At 44.3% G+C, this 15,619-nt stretch carries 14 protein-coding genes and 1 pseudogene; 14 read left to right on the top strand and 1 reads right to left on the bottom strand.

The window, feature by feature from the left end; all coding sequences use genetic code 11:
- The first annotated feature begins 1 nt into the window (after window position 1).
- The 10 genes from rsmA to AC0YN7_RS27250 all read left to right on the top strand — a co-directional run bounded on the left by rsmA (window position 2) and on the right by AC0YN7_RS27250 (window position 9,024).
- On the top strand, window positions 2-931 hold the full coding sequence (gene rsmA, locus AC0YN7_RS27295; RefSeq protein ID WP_475813179.1) for a 16S rRNA (adenine(1518)-N(6)/adenine(1519)-N(6))-dimethyltransferase RsmA: 930 nt from the start codon (window positions 2-4) through the stop codon (window positions 929-931).
- A gap of 74 nt (window positions 932-1,005) precedes the next feature.
- Entirely contained in the window at window positions 1,006-1,896 is an 891-nt protein-coding gene (yabG, locus tag AC0YN7_RS27290; protein WP_475813178.1) for a sporulation peptidase YabG, read from the top strand.
- 155 nt (window positions 1,897-2,051) lie between these two features.
- Window positions 2,052-2,327, top strand: a complete 276-nt coding sequence (gene veg / locus AC0YN7_RS27285) for a biofilm formation stimulator Veg (RefSeq protein ID WP_475813177.1) — start codon at window positions 2,052-2,054, stop codon at window positions 2,325-2,327.
- A gap of 234 nt (window positions 2,328-2,561) precedes the next feature.
- The gene (locus AC0YN7_RS27280) at window positions 2,562-2,747 is read left to right on the top strand and encodes a small, acid-soluble spore protein, alpha/beta type (protein ID WP_475813176.1); all 186 of its coding nucleotides are present in this window, start codon (window positions 2,562-2,564) and stop codon (window positions 2,745-2,747) included.
- Window positions 2,748-2,886: 139 nt separating this feature from the next.
- On the top strand, window positions 2,887-3,741 hold the full coding sequence (ispE, locus tag AC0YN7_RS27275; protein WP_475813175.1) for a 4-(cytidine 5'-diphospho)-2-C-methyl-D-erythritol kinase: 855 nt from the start codon (window positions 2,887-2,889) through the stop codon (window positions 3,739-3,741).
- 82 nt (window positions 3,742-3,823) lie between these two features.
- Window positions 3,824-4,651 (top strand): pur operon repressor, encoded by an 828-nt coding sequence (gene purR / locus AC0YN7_RS27270; RefSeq protein WP_475813174.1) that lies wholly within the window; start codon window positions 3,824-3,826, stop codon window positions 4,649-4,651.
- A 50-nt stretch (window positions 4,652-4,701) separates the two neighbouring features.
- Window positions 4,702-5,100 carry a RidA family protein gene (locus tag AC0YN7_RS27265; RefSeq protein WP_475813173.1) on the top strand — a complete coding sequence of 133 codons (399 nt, stop codon included), beginning with the start codon at window positions 4,702-4,704 and terminating at the stop codon, window positions 5,098-5,100.
- A 130-nt stretch (window positions 5,101-5,230) separates the two neighbouring features.
- Entirely contained in the window at window positions 5,231-5,512 is a 282-nt protein-coding gene (spoVG, locus tag AC0YN7_RS27260; protein WP_068686994.1) for a septation regulator SpoVG, read from the top strand.
- Between the two features lie 233 nt (window positions 5,513-5,745).
- Window positions 5,746-7,143, top strand: a complete 1,398-nt coding sequence (gene glmU, locus AC0YN7_RS27255) for a bifunctional UDP-N-acetylglucosamine diphosphorylase/glucosamine-1-phosphate N-acetyltransferase GlmU (protein WP_475813172.1) — start codon at window positions 5,746-5,748, stop codon at window positions 7,141-7,143.
- 1,230 nt (window positions 7,144-8,373) lie between these two features.
- Entirely contained in the window at window positions 8,374-9,024 is a 651-nt protein-coding gene (locus tag AC0YN7_RS27250; protein ID WP_475813171.1) for a 50S ribosomal protein L25, read from the top strand.
- 227 nt (window positions 9,025-9,251) lie between these two features.
- Here AC0YN7_RS27250 and AC0YN7_RS27245 read toward each other — a convergent pair.
- Window positions 9,252-9,455, bottom strand: a pseudogene (locus tag AC0YN7_RS27245) (IS3 family transposase); the annotation flags it as partial.
- A 236-nt stretch (window positions 9,456-9,691) separates the two neighbouring features.
- Between AC0YN7_RS27245 and pth the strand changes: the two are divergent.
- The 4 genes from pth to AC0YN7_RS27225 all read left to right on the top strand — a co-directional run bounded on the left by pth (window position 9,692) and on the right by AC0YN7_RS27225 (window position 15,467).
- Window positions 9,692-10,252: an aminoacyl-tRNA hydrolase gene (pth, locus tag AC0YN7_RS27240; RefSeq protein ID WP_475813170.1), complete on the top strand. Its 561-nt coding sequence runs from the start codon at window positions 9,692-9,694 to the stop codon at window positions 10,250-10,252.
- Between the two features lie 64 nt (window positions 10,253-10,316).
- A complete protein-coding gene (locus AC0YN7_RS27235) occupies window positions 10,317-10,547 on the top strand; it encodes an anti-sigma-F factor Fin (protein ID WP_475813169.1) in 231 nt (76 codons plus the stop codon).
- A gap of 169 nt (window positions 10,548-10,716) precedes the next feature.
- On the top strand, window positions 10,717-14,304 hold the full coding sequence (gene mfd, locus AC0YN7_RS27230; RefSeq protein ID WP_475813168.1) for a transcription-repair coupling factor: 3,588 nt from the start codon (window positions 10,717-10,719) through the stop codon (window positions 14,302-14,304).
- Window positions 14,305-14,375: 71 nt separating this feature from the next.
- A complete protein-coding gene (locus tag AC0YN7_RS27225; protein WP_475813167.1) occupies window positions 14,376-15,467 on the top strand; it encodes a peptidylprolyl isomerase in 1,092 nt (363 codons plus the stop codon).
- Window positions 15,468-15,619 lie beyond the last annotated feature (152 nt).

The raw sequence follows: 15,619 nt of genomic DNA, 5'->3' as shown, positions 1-15,619 counted from the left end.
CATGAGCGAATTGGAACAGCAGAAGCAGGGCATTACGGCAGCGATAAAAAAACAAACGGCGTTAGAAGTAGCGACACCAAAGCGGACAAAAGAAATAATTGCGAAATACGGCTTCTCCTTTAAGAAGAGTCTGGGACAAAATTTTCTGATCGACCAAAATATATTAAACAACATTGTCACAGCAGCAGAGCTTGATGAAACGAAGGGCGCGCTAGAAATCGGACCGGGCATTGGTGCGCTTACACAGAGGCTTGCAGCGGTAGCAGGCAAAGTGACAGCGGTAGAGATTGATAATCGACTTATACCGATTCTGAGAGAGGTACTCGCGGATGAATCTCATACAACGGTCATTCATGGCGATGTGTTAAAGCTCGATTTGAAGCAATTGTTCGAAGATCAGTTTGGCGATGTTTCAGGAGTTAGCGTAGTGGCTAACCTGCCTTACTACGTAACCACGCCTATACTTATGAAGCTGCTTGAGAAGCGTCTCCCGCTTGAGCACATCGTGGTTATGATTCAGAAGGAAGTAGCCGAGCGAATGGCGGCAAAGCCAGGAAGCAAGACTTATGGCAGTTTAAGCGTCGCGGTTCAGTATTACTGCGTGCCTAAGCTCGTGTGTATGGTGCCAAACACCGTATTTATTCCACAGCCGAACGTTGATTCTGCGGTTATAAAGCTATCGCTTCGTGATAAGCCCGCTGTCGATGTTCCAGATGAAGACCATTTCTTTCGAGTTGTTCAAGCGAGTTTTGCACAGCGTCGCAAGACACTGGCTAATAATTTGACCGCATTCGTTGGCAAAGAGCGACGTGAGGCCTTAAATGAGCTGCTGCTGAGGAATGAAATAGATCCAATTCGCCGGGGCGAGACACTCTCCCTAGAGGAATTCGCACGTATAAGCCGCGGTATGCTGGAAGAGGGCTGGCGGTAGTTACACGGGATCAGCATAAAGTACTCACCATTCGTCTTTCCTGCCCATAAGATAGACGAAGAGGTGATTTACCCATGAAGCAAGGGGACCTGGTCGTCCGCAAATCGTATGGCGGTGATGTGCTGTTCCGAGTTGAAGTTGTTCGTACACATAATGCCATACTAAAAGGCACGGACTACCGATTGTTGGCGGATGCTCCGATTCCTGATCTGTCGGTCGTAAACGACCCAGAATCGACGAGAGCGGTGCAGCAAGTCCGTATTAAAGTTAACGACTCTTTACAGCGGATGCACTCTCAGAGAGAGCGTCAAGCCATTGAAACAGAAGATAACATTCGGCAAGCGGTGCATCAGAGCAAAGCATTCTTTGAGGTGCCCGGCAAGGTTCTCCATCTCGATGGAGACAGCAACTATTTGAGAAAGAGCATGCAATTGTATAATACGATGCATGTCCCTTCGCATGGCCTTCATGTGCATGAATCACAGATGGCGGAAGTGCTGTATCGTCTATTGCCGCAGATCAAACCAGATATCGTCGTTATTACGGGGCACGATGGTGTGCTCAAGCATCGCACACCAATGGACCTGTATAGTTTAAGCAGCTACAAAAATTCACAGAACTTTGTTAACGCAGTCCGTATTGCTCGCGAGTATGAGAAGAACAGAGATGGATTGATTGTTATTGCGGGAGCGTGTCAGTCCCATTTTGAAGCGCTGTTGCAGGTAGGGTCTAACTTCGCCAGCTCACCAGGTCGTATATTGATTCATGCTCTAGACCCGGTATATATTGCCATAAAAGCAAGCTACACGTCGATTCGCGACACCATTAACTTGGCGGATGTTATTCACGGAACGATAAGCGGGATAGATGGTGTAGGCGGCATAGAAACTATGGGTCGCTTCCGAGTAGGTTTACCGAAGCCGAAAGTAACGGCAGGGGTGTCTGCATTGAAAACAACTTCTTAATATAACTAACTTTACGTGAAATATGCATGATTTTTAAAAAAATGGGTGAAATCACCGTTGACAAGAGAATATTCCGGCTGATATAATATTTTGCCTTATTTGACAACTACCCTCTTTTTGTTTATAATGGACAAGGAAAGAGGTGGTAGTGGACAATGGCAAAAAATGCGCTATTGGATATTAAACGCAGTTTGGAAGCTCACGTTGGTTCCAAAATCCGTCTTCGAGCTAACGGTGGTCGACGAAAGACTATCGAACGAACCGGTGTGTTGGAAGATATCTACCCTTCTGTTTTCATTGTTAAACTGGATGAGGAGCAGCATGCCTTTAAGCGTGTCTCTTACAGTTATGCGGATATACTGACGGAGTCGGTGGAAGTGACCGTATGCAATGATGAGGGTCAAGTCCGTATCGCCCATATTCAACAATAGATTAATATATGGCCGAATGAGGCAGTTTAGCGCAGATCGCATCTGCGCTTTTTTTTGTTTATAATGGTTGATTAGTAAATTGCTCAAATCACAACGCGAGCTGTGGGGGTATTGTGCACATGGCTTTGAAGCATACTATTGGAACTACTGCACCAGACGATGGCGTTAGTGGTTTATGTATATTGCAATTAATTAATTGCAGTGGTCGTTAATATGGAGTCGGAGGGATTAAAAATGGGTCGAAGAAGTCGAGGCATTATGTCGGAGCAATTGAAATATGAGCTCGCTAAGGATCTTGGATTTTATGATACAGTTCAGCAAGAAGGCTGGGGCGGTATCCGTGCAAAGGATGCTGGAAATATGGTGAAAAGAGCTATTGAACTTGCAGAGCAAGCAGCAGCTAAATCTAATCGTCCATAAGGAAAAAAGGACTCCTATTAATTAAAAAAAGCTAAGCTGCTGGCTGTCAGAAATTAGTTGATCGCCAGCTCTTAGCTTTTATTGCGTTCGTTTGGTATAATAAGGTTTAAGCTTAAGGACGAACGGGTGAACTTATCAGATGAAAATATATGAAAAAGCTCCTGCCAAAATTAATTTGGTGCTTGATGTACTGCGAAAGCGTGATGACGGCTACCATGAGGTTGAAATGATAATGACTATGGTCGACCTCGCGGACCGTCTAGAAATGGAAGAGCTTAATAGAGATACGATTATTATATCAAGCCAAGTTGGCTACATACCGCTCGATGAGAAGAACCTTGCATTTCAAGCGGCTAGGCTTATTAAAGAGCGCTATGACGTAAGACAAGGCGTTTATATTCATTTAGACAAAAAAATACCGGTTGCTGCAGGTCTTGCCGGTGGAAGCAGCGACGCAGCTGCCGCACTTCGAGGCTTGAATCGACTGTGGAAGCTTCAAATCCCGGAGGACGAGCTATGTCGCCTTGGAGCTGAGCTAGGCTCTGACGTACCGTTCTGTGTAACTGGTGGAACAGCTATTGCTCGCGGACGCGGAGAGCGCCTTGAGCATATCGACAACCCGCCGCAATGCTGGGTTGTACTTGCGAAGCCGCCAATCAACGTATCCACTGCTGACGTATACGGTCGATTCCGCGCGAATGAGCTGAAGGAGCATCCATCTATCGCCAATATGACTGACGCGCTGGCAAGAGGCTCTTTTAATGATATATGCGAAGGGCTTGGCAATGTATTGGAGAATGTTACTCTGGGCGTATATCCTGAGGTCATGCAGCTTAAGGAAATTATGATTAAGCTTGGGGCAGATGGCGTATTAATGTCGGGAAGCGGGCCTACTGTATTCGGTCTTGTATCGAAGGAAGCCAAGCTTTCACGTATTTATAATGGGTTACGCGGATTTTGTAAAGAAGTGTATGTGGTAAGAATGCTCACATAGGAATGACGTTGTTCTTGATTAAATCCGTATAAAAATGTTATATTGGCATTATATTATTCGGATTTAGTGGGGGGAGATGTGCTTGAAGAAGTTGAAACGGAGCTCACGGTTGGTAGAAATGACACAGTACCTGTTAACTCGACCCCACACGTTAATTTCACTTACAGCATTTGCTGATCGATACCAGTCGGCGAAATCATCCATTAGTGAGGATTTAGCCATAATAAAAGAAGTGTTCGAGGAAGAAGGTATCGGACAGCTTCAGACTCTTGCCGGAGCGGCAGGCGGAGTAAAATATACACCTAAGATGGAAGAAGAAACAGCTCTTTCTATTATGACGAGCATATGCCGCCAGCTTGAGCAGCCTGAAAGGGTTCTTCCCGGGGGCTATTTGTATATTACTGATATGTTAGGCGAGCCGGAGCTGCTTGCTGATGTCGGAAGAATGTTTGCTACTGCATTCGCGGACCGGAAGATCGACGTCATTATGACGGTGGAAACAAAGGGGATACCATTGGCATACGCTACGGCTGCTTGCCTCAACATTCCTGTTGTGATTGTAAGACGGGACAATAAGGTAACTGAGGGCTCCGCCGTCAGTATTAATTATGTGTCCGGGTCGACGAAGCGAATTCAGACGATGTCACTTGCACGCAGAGCGCTGAAGGAGCAATCGCGAGTGCTCATTATCGATGATTTCATGAAAGCCGGCGGCACCATTCAAGGCATGATGGATCTACTGTTCGAGTTTAAGGCCATCGTTGCAGGAGTTGGTGTATTTGTAGAGTCAGGCGAAGTGGAGCTTGAGGAGCGGTTGCTGGAGGATTACGTGTCGCTAGCTAAGCTAACGGCAGTTGATACGAAGACAAAGCAAACTACAGCTGTTGCAGGTAACTATTTTAAATTATAAGGGTATGGATGCATTATTCTTTGCATCACGCTCCGAGAGGTTGGTTATCCATGACAAAGAAGCAAATACCACAAGTAATATCTACAGATCAAGCTCCTGCTGCGATCGGTCCCTATTCCCAAGCGATTAAGCTTGGCGGATTATTGTTTACTTCCGGTCAAATTCCACTGGATGCGTCGGGGCAGCTTGTTGAGGGCGGAATTGAGGAGCAAACCCATCAAGTATTCAAAAATTTAGATGCTGTTCTTACAGCTGCTGGATCCGGCCTTCAGGATGTTGTTAAAGCGACTGTATTTCTAAAGGATATGAATCAGTTTGCAACGGTCAACGGCATCTATGCTTCTTACTTCGGAGACCATAAACCGGCACGTTCTGCTGTTGAAGTGGCAAGGCTTCCAAAGGATGTTCTTGTCGAAATAGAGGTCATTGCATCGACAAATGTCGAATGATAACGAAAAAAATTCAAAATCAAAAAAAAAGTTTAAAAAGTGCTTCATTTTACCAAAAAACTAGCAGGATTTAGCACAAAAACGTGGAAATATACACCAAGTCTCTGATAGACAAAGGTGGTGAACACAAGTGCAAATTACTGATGTCAGACTCCGCCGTGTAAATTCGGAAGGACGCATGAAGGCCATCGCATCCATTACCATTGATAATGAATTCGTTGTTCACGATATTCGTGTGATTGATGGTAACAATGGAATGTTTGTTGCAATGCCGAGCAAGCGTACTCCGGATGGAGAGTTTCGGGATATCGCTCATCCGATCTCTTCAACGACCCGTGAGAAGATTCAAGCTGCAGTACTCGCTGAATACGAGCGCGCAGCAGAAGAAGTTGTAATTGAAGAAGGAGCTTAACCAGAGCATTTCATGAGTGTTTGGAATGATTGGAGAAGAGGGCCACGGCTCTCTTTTCTTTTTTTTGAAAATAGAGAAAGTATATGATTTACCTTAACTAGGCATATAGTTCAACGCGAAACGAGCTTACGCCGCCTAAGATGGCGAAGACCGTTTACGCCTATAGCGTATAATATATTGTATAATGGATATTAAATAATGAATAATTTCTATTTAAGCAGGGGGTTTTTAATTTGAAAATCATGGCGATTGTGCTTGCTGCGGGACAGGGTAAGCGAATGAAATCGAAATTATATAAGGTTCTTCATCCAGTATGCGGCAAGCCGATGGTAGAGCATGTTCTCGATACGGTGAAGGAAGCTTCCTCGGAGCGTACTGTTGTTATTGTAGGCCATGGGGCTGAGCTGGTGAAGTCACATTTAGGCGATGCAGCGGAGTATGTATTACAAGAACAGCAGCTTGGTACGGGGCATGCAGTGCGTCAAGCAGAGGAATTGCTTGGCGGTGAGGAAGGGACGACAATCGTCGTCTGCGGCGATACCCCCCTTGTTCAAGCTTCAACAATTACTGCAATGCTTGAGCTGCATGCTTCTAATGGGGCGGCTGCGACGGTACTAACAGCCTCCTTTGACAATCCAACGGGCTACGGACGTGTTCTGCGTGATGATGACGGCTCTGTACAGCGTATTGTCGAGCAAAAGGATTGCTCACCTGATGAAGCTGCAGTTAAGGAAATTAATACAGGGACGTATTGCTTCGATAATAAAAAGCTATTCAAAGCGCTCGCCAAGGTTACAAGTAACAACGTACAGGGTGAGTATTATTTGACGGATGTTATTGGCATATTCCGTGAAGCGGGAGAATCGGTTCAGGGCTATTGCACAGATGATCTGGCAGAAGCAATAGGAGTTAATGATCGTGTTGCGTTGGCGGAGGCTGAGCAGCTTATGCGCGCTCGTATTAATCGTGGCCATTTGCTGAATGGCGTAACCTTCATTGATGTGGCATCCGCCTATATAGAAGCGGGCGTTCAAATCGGATCGGATACCGTTATATATCCAGGTACGGTATTGCGAGGGAATACTGTCATTGGTGAAGACTGTGTTATTGGACCCCAGGCTGATATTGCGGATAGCTCGATTGGCAACGGTGTAACGGTTAAATATTCAACAGTTGTAGAATCAATTATAGGTGACGAAAGCGCAGTAGGGCCTTACGCGAATTTACGTCCAAATTCAAAGCTTGGCCGCGGCTGTAAAATTGGCGATTTCGTAGAGCTGAAAAATGCTTCACTCGACGATGGCAGCAAAGTATCGCATCTTAGCTATGTTGGAGATGCTAAGGTCGGCAAAGATGTTAATATTGGCTGTGGGGCTATAACCGTTAATTATGACGGGTTTAATAAGTTTGTGACAGAGATTGGTGACAATGCTTTTGTCGGAAGTAATGTAAACCTGATCGCTCCTGTGAAAATCGGGGATGGAGCATACGTCGTTGCAGGTTCTACCATTACGAAGGATGTACCAGCAGGTGACTTGGCTATTGCGCGCGAGCGTCAGGTGAACAAACCGGACTATGCCGATAAGATTCGGGGACGGGCGAAAGCGAAGAAAGATAAGAAACAAACCTAAGAATCAGACCTAAGAATCAGACCTAAGAAACAAACCTAAGAAACAAACCTAAGAAACAAACCTAAGAAACAAACCTAAGAAACAAACCTAAGAAACAAACCTAAGAAACAAACCTAAGAAACAAACCAAAAGAACAAACCTAAGAAACAAACCAAAGGAACAAACCAAAGGAACAAACCAAAAAAAATCTAGACCACTTGTGTAACATGCCAAATACCCGTTTAGTTTCAATATTTGCAATTAAATGAGGGCGCAAAAGGGTGAACTGCGATTTAGTGTCAGATGATGAACTTAATTGCTGGGTTAGCTCGACCCGCGCCCTCTTTTCGGTGAATTAACTGCATATTCTGAAACTAAATCGTCTCTAATCCGATAATGACTATCATTAATTTCATATTGTGAAACTAATTTAACTTTACCTTCAAGCCGTCAGATGAATAGATACTTCTATGGATATATTCGATCGACAAATAAAGGGTTAGTCGTGACCACTTGTTTTTTTCTTGTTACCGCGCAAGCATTCCCGGTGTCAGGTACTTCATAGTGATTAACCAACAGGTGTGTTTGAATAATTTGTTATATACTGTAAAATGAATGATATGTCGATAATAAGCCTACTCGCTGATACAGAGTAGGCTATTAGTTCTGTTTACTAAATGATTCTGACAGCGTTTATTGTTCATTTCATGAGATGCCATACGTTACGCGCAATGGGGGTGAAATGATAAATGCCGTGGATGAATTATAGGAATTAGCTAGTGAGGTAACAGATTCGAATGATAAAAATGGTGTTGCCAAAGTATTAGAAAAGGTGTTGAGATAAGTACTTATTTGAACTAACCGCCTCCTTGTAAGGCGGTTTTTTTGCTTTGAAAGCAGAAATAATTCTCCCTACATGCTGACGAAACTTTGTCAAAAAAATTTTATACAAGGGTTGCGATAAACCAATAACAGCTTACAGACACTGGATCCGTTATTTGTCAATTTTCATGACATTTGGGGATTATTGAGGATCTAAGGTCCGCAGAATATGCGTGGCTTAGGTATAATCAAGCACTGATTACTGATAATAACAATGAGTCAGTTAAAATCGCAAAAAAAGTTTAACTTCCGGTTTGATTGGGTAAAGATATATGGAGACAACTTACGAAGCGGGTTTTGCTTCACAAAACTCAAAGTAAATGCTTACGAAGCTAGTTTTGCTTCACAAAACTTTAGGAGGTTTACAAAATGGCGATAGCTATGAATGCAAACGAACGAACTCGCTCGACGAAAGGTGATCTTCGCCAGTTGCGGAATCAAGGCAAAATACCTGGTGTTGTATATGGCAAACAATTAAGCTCGGCTGCCCTAGTAATGATAGATGAGAAGGAGCTGCTTCCACTGCTTCGTTCGCATCCCAATGCGGTTATTGAAATCGATATTCCGACATACGGCAAACAGTCGGTAATGATATCTGATGTACAGCGTGATTCGCTTAGCCGTAAAGTGCAGCATGTTGATTTTCATCAAATTAACTTGAACGAAAAAGTGAAAGCATATGTCCGTATTGAAGCGGAAGGTGATTCCCAAGGTGTAAGGGAGGGTGGTGTTCTTCAAGTTATTTTGCATGAGCTTGAGGTACAGTGCTTGCCGACAAGCATTCCCGAAACGGTCGCGGTGGATATTACGGCATTAGGAATTGGCGAAAGCTTGCTCATTAGTGACTTGAAGCTGCCACAGGGTGTAGAAGCCACTTCAGATGCCGACACCGTAGTTTTGACCATTTTGTCACCACAGAAAGAACTCAGCGAGGAAGAAGCGGCGGATGCAGCGGTAGAGCTTACAGAAGCAGAGTCGCGTTCGAAGGAAGCGAAGCTAGAGGGCTTAAAAACGTTTTAGACATAGAAGCGTAAAAGGCTTACTCCTCTCCTTAAGTTGGAGATAAAGAGCTTAGCAATTTTCGCATCATATTAAATAAAAAAAACGCCGTTCATGTAGGGAACTGACCCCCGTTTATGAGACAGGGATAAAACACCTAACTAAGCAGCCAGTTGTCGATAATGAATCGGTGACTGGTTATTTAGTTTCGTTTGAATACGAATATGGACATAATAGTCTATGTAATGTCCCTTATTAAAGCTATATTGTTTCCCTACTGGTTGTTCTAGTCGATGGACTTCACCATTACGGTACCATTTCATCCAAGTCTTTAATTGGGTCTTATTACGAATGAGTAGTTGATCCATCACATCTTTTACAGGCACACCTGCTAACCTCATTTCAATAGCCTTCATTTTTACCTCTACATGGTAACTTACTCTTGTTCCCACGCAAAAACACCTCCAAGTTGTACGATTATTTTACAAAAGTCGTATCTCAACTTAAAGGTGTTTTACTTTGTCTCACATTTCGGGGTCAGTTCCGGATTAAGTCCGTCCGTGCCGGAAGGCTTTTTTTCTCGTTCGGCCCTGAGGACCAATTTGACGTCACCTCAAAAGGATAACGTCAAAAGTTTACGCTTGCACGAGATTATGATACATTTGTCCATAAAGGAGTGGTGCGAGCCATGAAATGGATTGTAGGTCTAGGAAACCCCGGCTCCGCTTATCAAGGAACCCGTCATAACGTCGGTTTTATGGTGATTGATGAGCTGGCGAGACGATGGGGAATTAACGTAACGCAAAATAAATGCAAGGCTTTAATCGGAGAAGGCAATGTGCAAGGCACGAAGGTGTATCTCCTTAAGCCGATGACATATATGAACCTGTCGGGAGAGTCGGTTCGGTCGTTTCTTGATTATTATAAAGCGGATTTACAGGATGGCATTGTTGTTTACGATGATTTGGATACGGAAATTGGCAAACTGAGACTCCGTTATCAAGGAAGTGCTGGGGGGCATAATGGAATAAAATCGCTTATTCAGCATCTGGGCACTCAAACATTCGACCGTGTAAGGATGGGTATTTCTCGTCCGCAGCCGGGAATGAATATTGCTGACTATGTACTCTCTACCTTCCCTAAGAGCGACAAGGAGCTGCTTGCCGAGATGATCAATGCGGCTTGTGATGCGATCGAATTTGGATTGAAAGCGCCTTTTGAAGAAACGATGGCGAAGTTTAACAGGTAATCTGTTAAATAACGATAGGGCTGGGCATACTGAAGAGAATAACAACTCTTCAGGAGGCATACATATGGCTGTAAACTATATTTGTCGACATTGCAAGACGTCTATTGGTTCACTAAGCGGGTCGGATATTACAGAGCAACAGCTCGGTTTCCATTTCTTGACCCCCGAAGAGCGCAGCGATATAATAGCGTATGACCCTAATGGGGACGTAACTGTAAAAGTAGTATGTGATTATTGTCGTGAAGCAATTGACGCAAATCCTGAGCTGAATCTTGTAAGTAATCCATTGCAGTGATCAACTGGAAACAATGGGCGTAATTTTGAATACGATAAGATCATATACGAGCTGAGAGTATCAGCGTATGTGATGCTTATCTCTCGATGCGAAACAGCGTCATCCAAATGATTTCGGATGATGGAGTTGTTTCTGCTTGGGCCTTAGCGTATGCTGAGGCTTATTTTCAATGTACAGGGAGCGATCGTATCACTCTCCGATTGTTTATAGAAACGGGGTGTCGCAAACGTTGAAAGCGTTAATTAAAGCTTTTGCCGCGGATACGGACGTTCAGTCTGTTATATCCGGTATTCATAAAGGCATGCGTGAACAGATGATATCAGGTCTTGCAGGCTCCTCTCGTCAAGTGCTGATTGCAGCGCTTCAGAAAGAAGTAGAACTGCCAATGCTTGTTGTAACGCATAATATGTTCTCTGCTCAGAAGATAGCAGAGGATTTACAAGAATGTTTATCTTCAGACGAGGTATTGTTATATCCTGCGAATGAGCTTATGGCTGCCGAAGCAGCGATCTCGAGTCACGAGACGCTGGCGCAGCGAATGGACGTGCTGATCAAGCTATCCAAAGGCTATCGCGGGATCGTTGTTGTGCCATTCTCCGGCGTACGGCGTTATTTGCCTATCGGTTCAGTCATGGCAGAAGCTCAGATAGCAGTAAAGGTTGGTGATGTGCTGCCAATCGACACTTTCCTGTGCCAAATGACGGCGCTTGGTTATACACGTGCTGATCGAGTAGAATTGCGCGGGGAGATGAGCGTAAGAGGAGGCATTGTCGATTTTTATCCGTTAACGACTGCTACCGCTTATCGTATCGAATGGTTCGGGGATGATGTCGATTCTATACGAGCGTTCGACCCTGCTGATCAACGATCCTCCGATCGTTTCGAGTCGTTCATTGTTCCACCTTGTCAGGAAATGCTGGCTGATGGCCGTCGTATGGAGATCGCTGCGAATCATGCGCAGCAGCTGCTAGAGAAGCAACTTGAAAAAATGACTGATCGCACAGCTAAGGATCGTTTGCGTACTGAAATTGGCGGAGAGCTCGAGAAGCTTCGTGAACATGTGTATTTTCCAGAAATATATAAATATATTTCATTGTTGTATCCTGAACGGCAAACGATTCTCGACTATATGCCAAGCGATACGATTCTTATACTAGACGAGCCGACGCGTTTGATAGAGACGGCAAAGCAGTTGGAGCGGGACGAGGCTGAATGGTCGATGCATTTGCTGCAAAATGGCAAGTCGTTGCCAGGTTTTGTATTAGCACGCGATACAGAGGAAATATTGCATCATCGTCCGTTTCCGACATTGTTTTTATCGTTATTTTTGAGACAGGTTCCGCACTCGCAGCCACAAAATATTTTGAATATGACAAGTCGTTCGATGCAAAACTTTCATGGCCAAATGAATTTACTGAAGGCGGAGATGGAGCGTTGGCACAAGACGGGCAGCACGGTTATGATGCTGGCTGGCAATGCCGAGCGGATGCAGCGGATGCGTCGTGTTCTTGAGGACTATAATATCGAAACGCCAACTCTTCTCGAAGGCAATCTGCAATCGGGCTTTGAGCTTTCATCAACTCGTTTGGTCGTTATTACCGAAGGCGAGATGTTCTCGCAAAAGCAGCGAAAAATACGGAAGATAGATAAGAAGGTAGATAATGCCGAGCGTATAAAAAGCTATACGGAGCTCAAGCTCGGCGACTACGTTGTTCATCACAATCATGGTATCGGAAAATATGTAGGAATCGGCACGCTTGAGATAGCGGGCATTCATAAAGATTATTTGCACATTTTGTATGCTGGCGGCGATAAGCTGTCTGTTCCGATCGAGCAAGTTGATATGATTCAGAAGTATGTCGGCAATGAAGATAAAGAACCTAAAGTAAATAAACTTGGCGGCAGCGAATGGACGAAAGCAAAAAGTAAAGTAAAAGCATCTGTTCAAGATATAGCCGATGACTTGATTAAGCTATATGCACAGCGGCAAACAGCGCCCGGATATTCGTTCGGTGAAGATACTTCGTATCAACAGGAATTTGAAGCGATGTTCCCTTACGATGAGACGCGCGATCAGCTCAGAGCTATTGAAGAGATAAAAAAGGACATGGAGAAAAGCCAGCCGATGGATCGGCTGCTATGCGGAGATGTCGGCTATGGAAAAACCGAGGTCGCTATTCGAGCTGCCTTTAAGTCGGCGATGGATAGCAGGCAAGTGGCTGTGTTAGTGCCGACTACGATTCTTGCCCAGCAGCATTATGAAACATTCCGCGAACGTTTCGCGGGATATCCGATCAATGTACAGGTGCTTAGTCGTTTTCGTTCACGCAAGGAGCAGAATGATACGATGAAAGGTCTAAAGAACGGTACGGTTGATGTCGTTATAGGAACGCATCGCTTGCTCTCTCAAGATATTATATTCAAGCAGCTTGGACTGCTTATCGTGGACGAGGAGCAGCGCTTTGGCGTATCGCATAAGGAGAAGCTGAAGAAGCTTAAAACCAATGTAGACGTGCTTACTCTGACAGCAACGCCAATACCGCGTACGCTTCATATGTCGATGCTGGGTGTGCGTGACCTATCGGTTATTGAAACACCGCCAGAAAACCGTTTTCCGGTGCAGACTTACGTAGTGGAGCATAATCATGCTCTAGTTCGTGAGGCTATTGAACGAGAACTCGCGCGAGGCGGCCAGGTTTATTATCTTTATAATCGCGTACAAGGGATCTATCAAATGGCTGAGCAGATTAACGCGCTCGTACCGGATGCTAGAGTTGCGGTAGGCCATGGACAAATGTCTGAGCAAGAGCTGGAGAAAACAATTCTCGACTTTCTTGATGGCGAGTCAGACGTTTTAGTTAGTACGAGTATTATCGAGACGGGCGTCGATATTCCGAACGTTAACACGCTAATCGTACATGATGCGGATAAAATGGGGCTTTCTCAGCTGTACCAGCTTCGGGGTCGAGTTGGCCGTTCGAATCGGATAGCGTATGCTTATTTCACTTATCAGCGTGATAAGGTGCTTACTGAGGTAGCTGAGAAGCGTCTGCAATCCATCAAGGAATTCACGGAGCTTGGCTCTGGCTTTAAAATAGCGATGCGAGATCTCTCGATACGAGGAGCGGGTAATTTGCTTGGTGCTGAGCAGCATGGATTTATTGCTTCAGTCGGCTTTGATATGTATTCGCAGATGCTTGCTGATGAGATTGCCAAGCGGAAAGCAGAGATGAACGGTGAGGAAATTAAGGAAGAGAAGCCGGTCAGCACATTAATTGATGTCAGCATTGATGCGTACTTGCCATCCGATTATATTTACGACAGTATACAGAAAATCGAAATTTATAAAAAGGTGGCAGCAATTCGTACGTTTGAAGAATCGGATGATGTCATTGATGAGCTTGTGGATCGCTTTGGAGATTTGCCGCAGTCGGTTAGCAATTTGCTCGCGGTGGCCCGTCTTAAGGTGTACGGTACGATATATGGCATTGAGCAGATTAGCGGCAAAGGTGATGACCTGCTTATGCGCTATGCAGCTGGCGAGAAACGTCGAATTGATCGGAAGAAGGTCGACCAGCTCTGCTTGAAGCATGAGAACCGGTTTAAGCAGGGAAGTGACCAAGAACCTAACCCTACTGTGCTGCTGCGTGGCAAGGGATTGAATATGGAGCAAAAAATCCATATGATGGAACAATTTTTGCAAGGATACAAGGATACACTTTTACAAAAGGAAGAGTTGCAAAATGTGACGCCATAGACGGAATTCGCTTTTTTAGTCCCGTTTCTGTTACAATATTAAGAAGTTCATAGAATGAAAGGGGATTCAACATGTTACAAAGTTCAAACAAATCAGCATGGCGCAGAGGCGCGCTGCTTGTTATTACAGCAGTACTGGCCATGACCTTGATGGCGGCGTGTGGTGCTAAAGATGAATCAACAGTTGTTGCTACTTACAAGGGCGGCAATGTAACGGAAACGGAATTCGACAAGTACATCGCTGTTTTCAATGTTCTACAACCAGGTTATGAGCAAATCATCGCAGTTCCGCAATTTAAAGAGCAATTGCTGCAGCAGTATATTTCGTACAAAATTATAGGTAGTCAAGCATCGGAAGAGTCTAAGAAAAAGGCGGCTAAAGATGTTAAAGAGCAGATGAAGCAATATAAAGATGCTTTGACTAAGGATGCTCAATTGAAAGCTGCAGTAGATGCTCAAAAGGTTAGCAACAAAGATATGGAAAATTATTTGCTAATGACTTCAACACTTGTAGCACATATGAACTCCAAAGTAACAGATGATGAAATGAAAAAAGAGTTAGAAACGAATGCCGCGAATTATGCGACCGTTAACGTTCGTCATATTTTGGTAGCAACCAAAAAGACAGACCCAACGACGAAAGAGGAGACAGATGTTCGTACTCCTGAGGAAGCACTTAAAATAGCTAAAGAAGTAAAAGCAAAACTGGATGCTGGCGGCGATTGGACAGCCCTTGCTAAACAATATTCTGAAGATCCAGGCTCGAAAGATAAGGGCGGCTTGTATGAAGATATGAAAATTCGCGACACGGCAGAACAATTTAAGCTGGCTGCTTACAAGCAAGAAATTGGCGTTATTGGTGATCCGGTAGAAACGGAATTCGGTTATCATGTTATGAAAGTTGAGAAACGTGATAACAAGACTTTCGACACAATGACTGATGCTGATAAAGAAGAACTGAGAAGTGCTGTAGCATACACCCACATGAATAAATTCATGACGGATGAAATGCCTAAGCAAGAAATAGTTATTACTTTGCCTAAAGATGAAACAACCGATGAGAAAGCACCGGCGACCGATGAGACTCCTGCAAGTGACAAGCCTGCTGGGGAAGAAACTCCAGCGACGGACGCGCCTGCAACGGACGCACCTGCAGCGAAATAATCTAGGAACAATTCAATAATGCCATAGTTATAACTGATTTTTAGAAAGAACCTATCTTGAAGCTAATGCTTTAAGATAGGTTCTTTTTTTTAGTGTGTGTCATCTTACATGACATAAGTTCTGGTTTATCGGCTTTTTGAAATATTAAAGTA

It is taken from the genome of Paenibacillus sp. J31R122 (assembly GCF_056269185.1).
This window is presented reverse-complemented; position numbering and strand designations above follow the sequence as displayed.

Coding starts and splice junctions, on each gene's coding strand:
- rsmA (WP_475813179.1), top strand. CDS start 2: ATGAGCGAATTGGAACAGCAGAAGCAGGGCATTACGGCAGCGATAAAA.
- yabG (WP_475813178.1), top strand. CDS start 1,006: ATGAAGCAAGGGGACCTGGTCGTCCGCAAATCGTATGGCGGTGATGTG.
- veg (WP_475813177.1), top strand. CDS start 2,052: ATGGCAAAAAATGCGCTATTGGATATTAAACGCAGTTTGGAAGCTCAC.
- AC0YN7_RS27280 (WP_475813176.1), top strand. CDS start 2,562: ATGGGTCGAAGAAGTCGAGGCATTATGTCGGAGCAATTGAAATATGAG.
- ispE (WP_475813175.1), top strand. CDS start 2,887: ATGAAAATATATGAAAAAGCTCCTGCCAAAATTAATTTGGTGCTTGAT.
- AC0YN7_RS27265 (WP_475813173.1), top strand. CDS start 4,702: ATGACAAAGAAGCAAATACCACAAGTAATATCTACAGATCAAGCTCCT.
- AC0YN7_RS27250 (WP_475813171.1), top strand. CDS start 8,374: ATGGCGATAGCTATGAATGCAAACGAACGAACTCGCTCGACGAAAGGT.
- pth (WP_475813170.1), top strand. CDS start 9,692: ATGAAATGGATTGTAGGTCTAGGAAACCCCGGCTCCGCTTATCAAGGA.
- AC0YN7_RS27235 (WP_475813169.1), top strand. CDS start 10,317: ATGGCTGTAAACTATATTTGTCGACATTGCAAGACGTCTATTGGTTCA.
- mfd (WP_475813168.1), top strand. CDS start 10,717: ATGTACAGGGAGCGATCGTATCACTCTCCGATTGTTTATAGAAACGGG.
- AC0YN7_RS27225 (WP_475813167.1), top strand. CDS start 14,376: ATGTTACAAAGTTCAAACAAATCAGCATGGCGCAGAGGCGCGCTGCTT.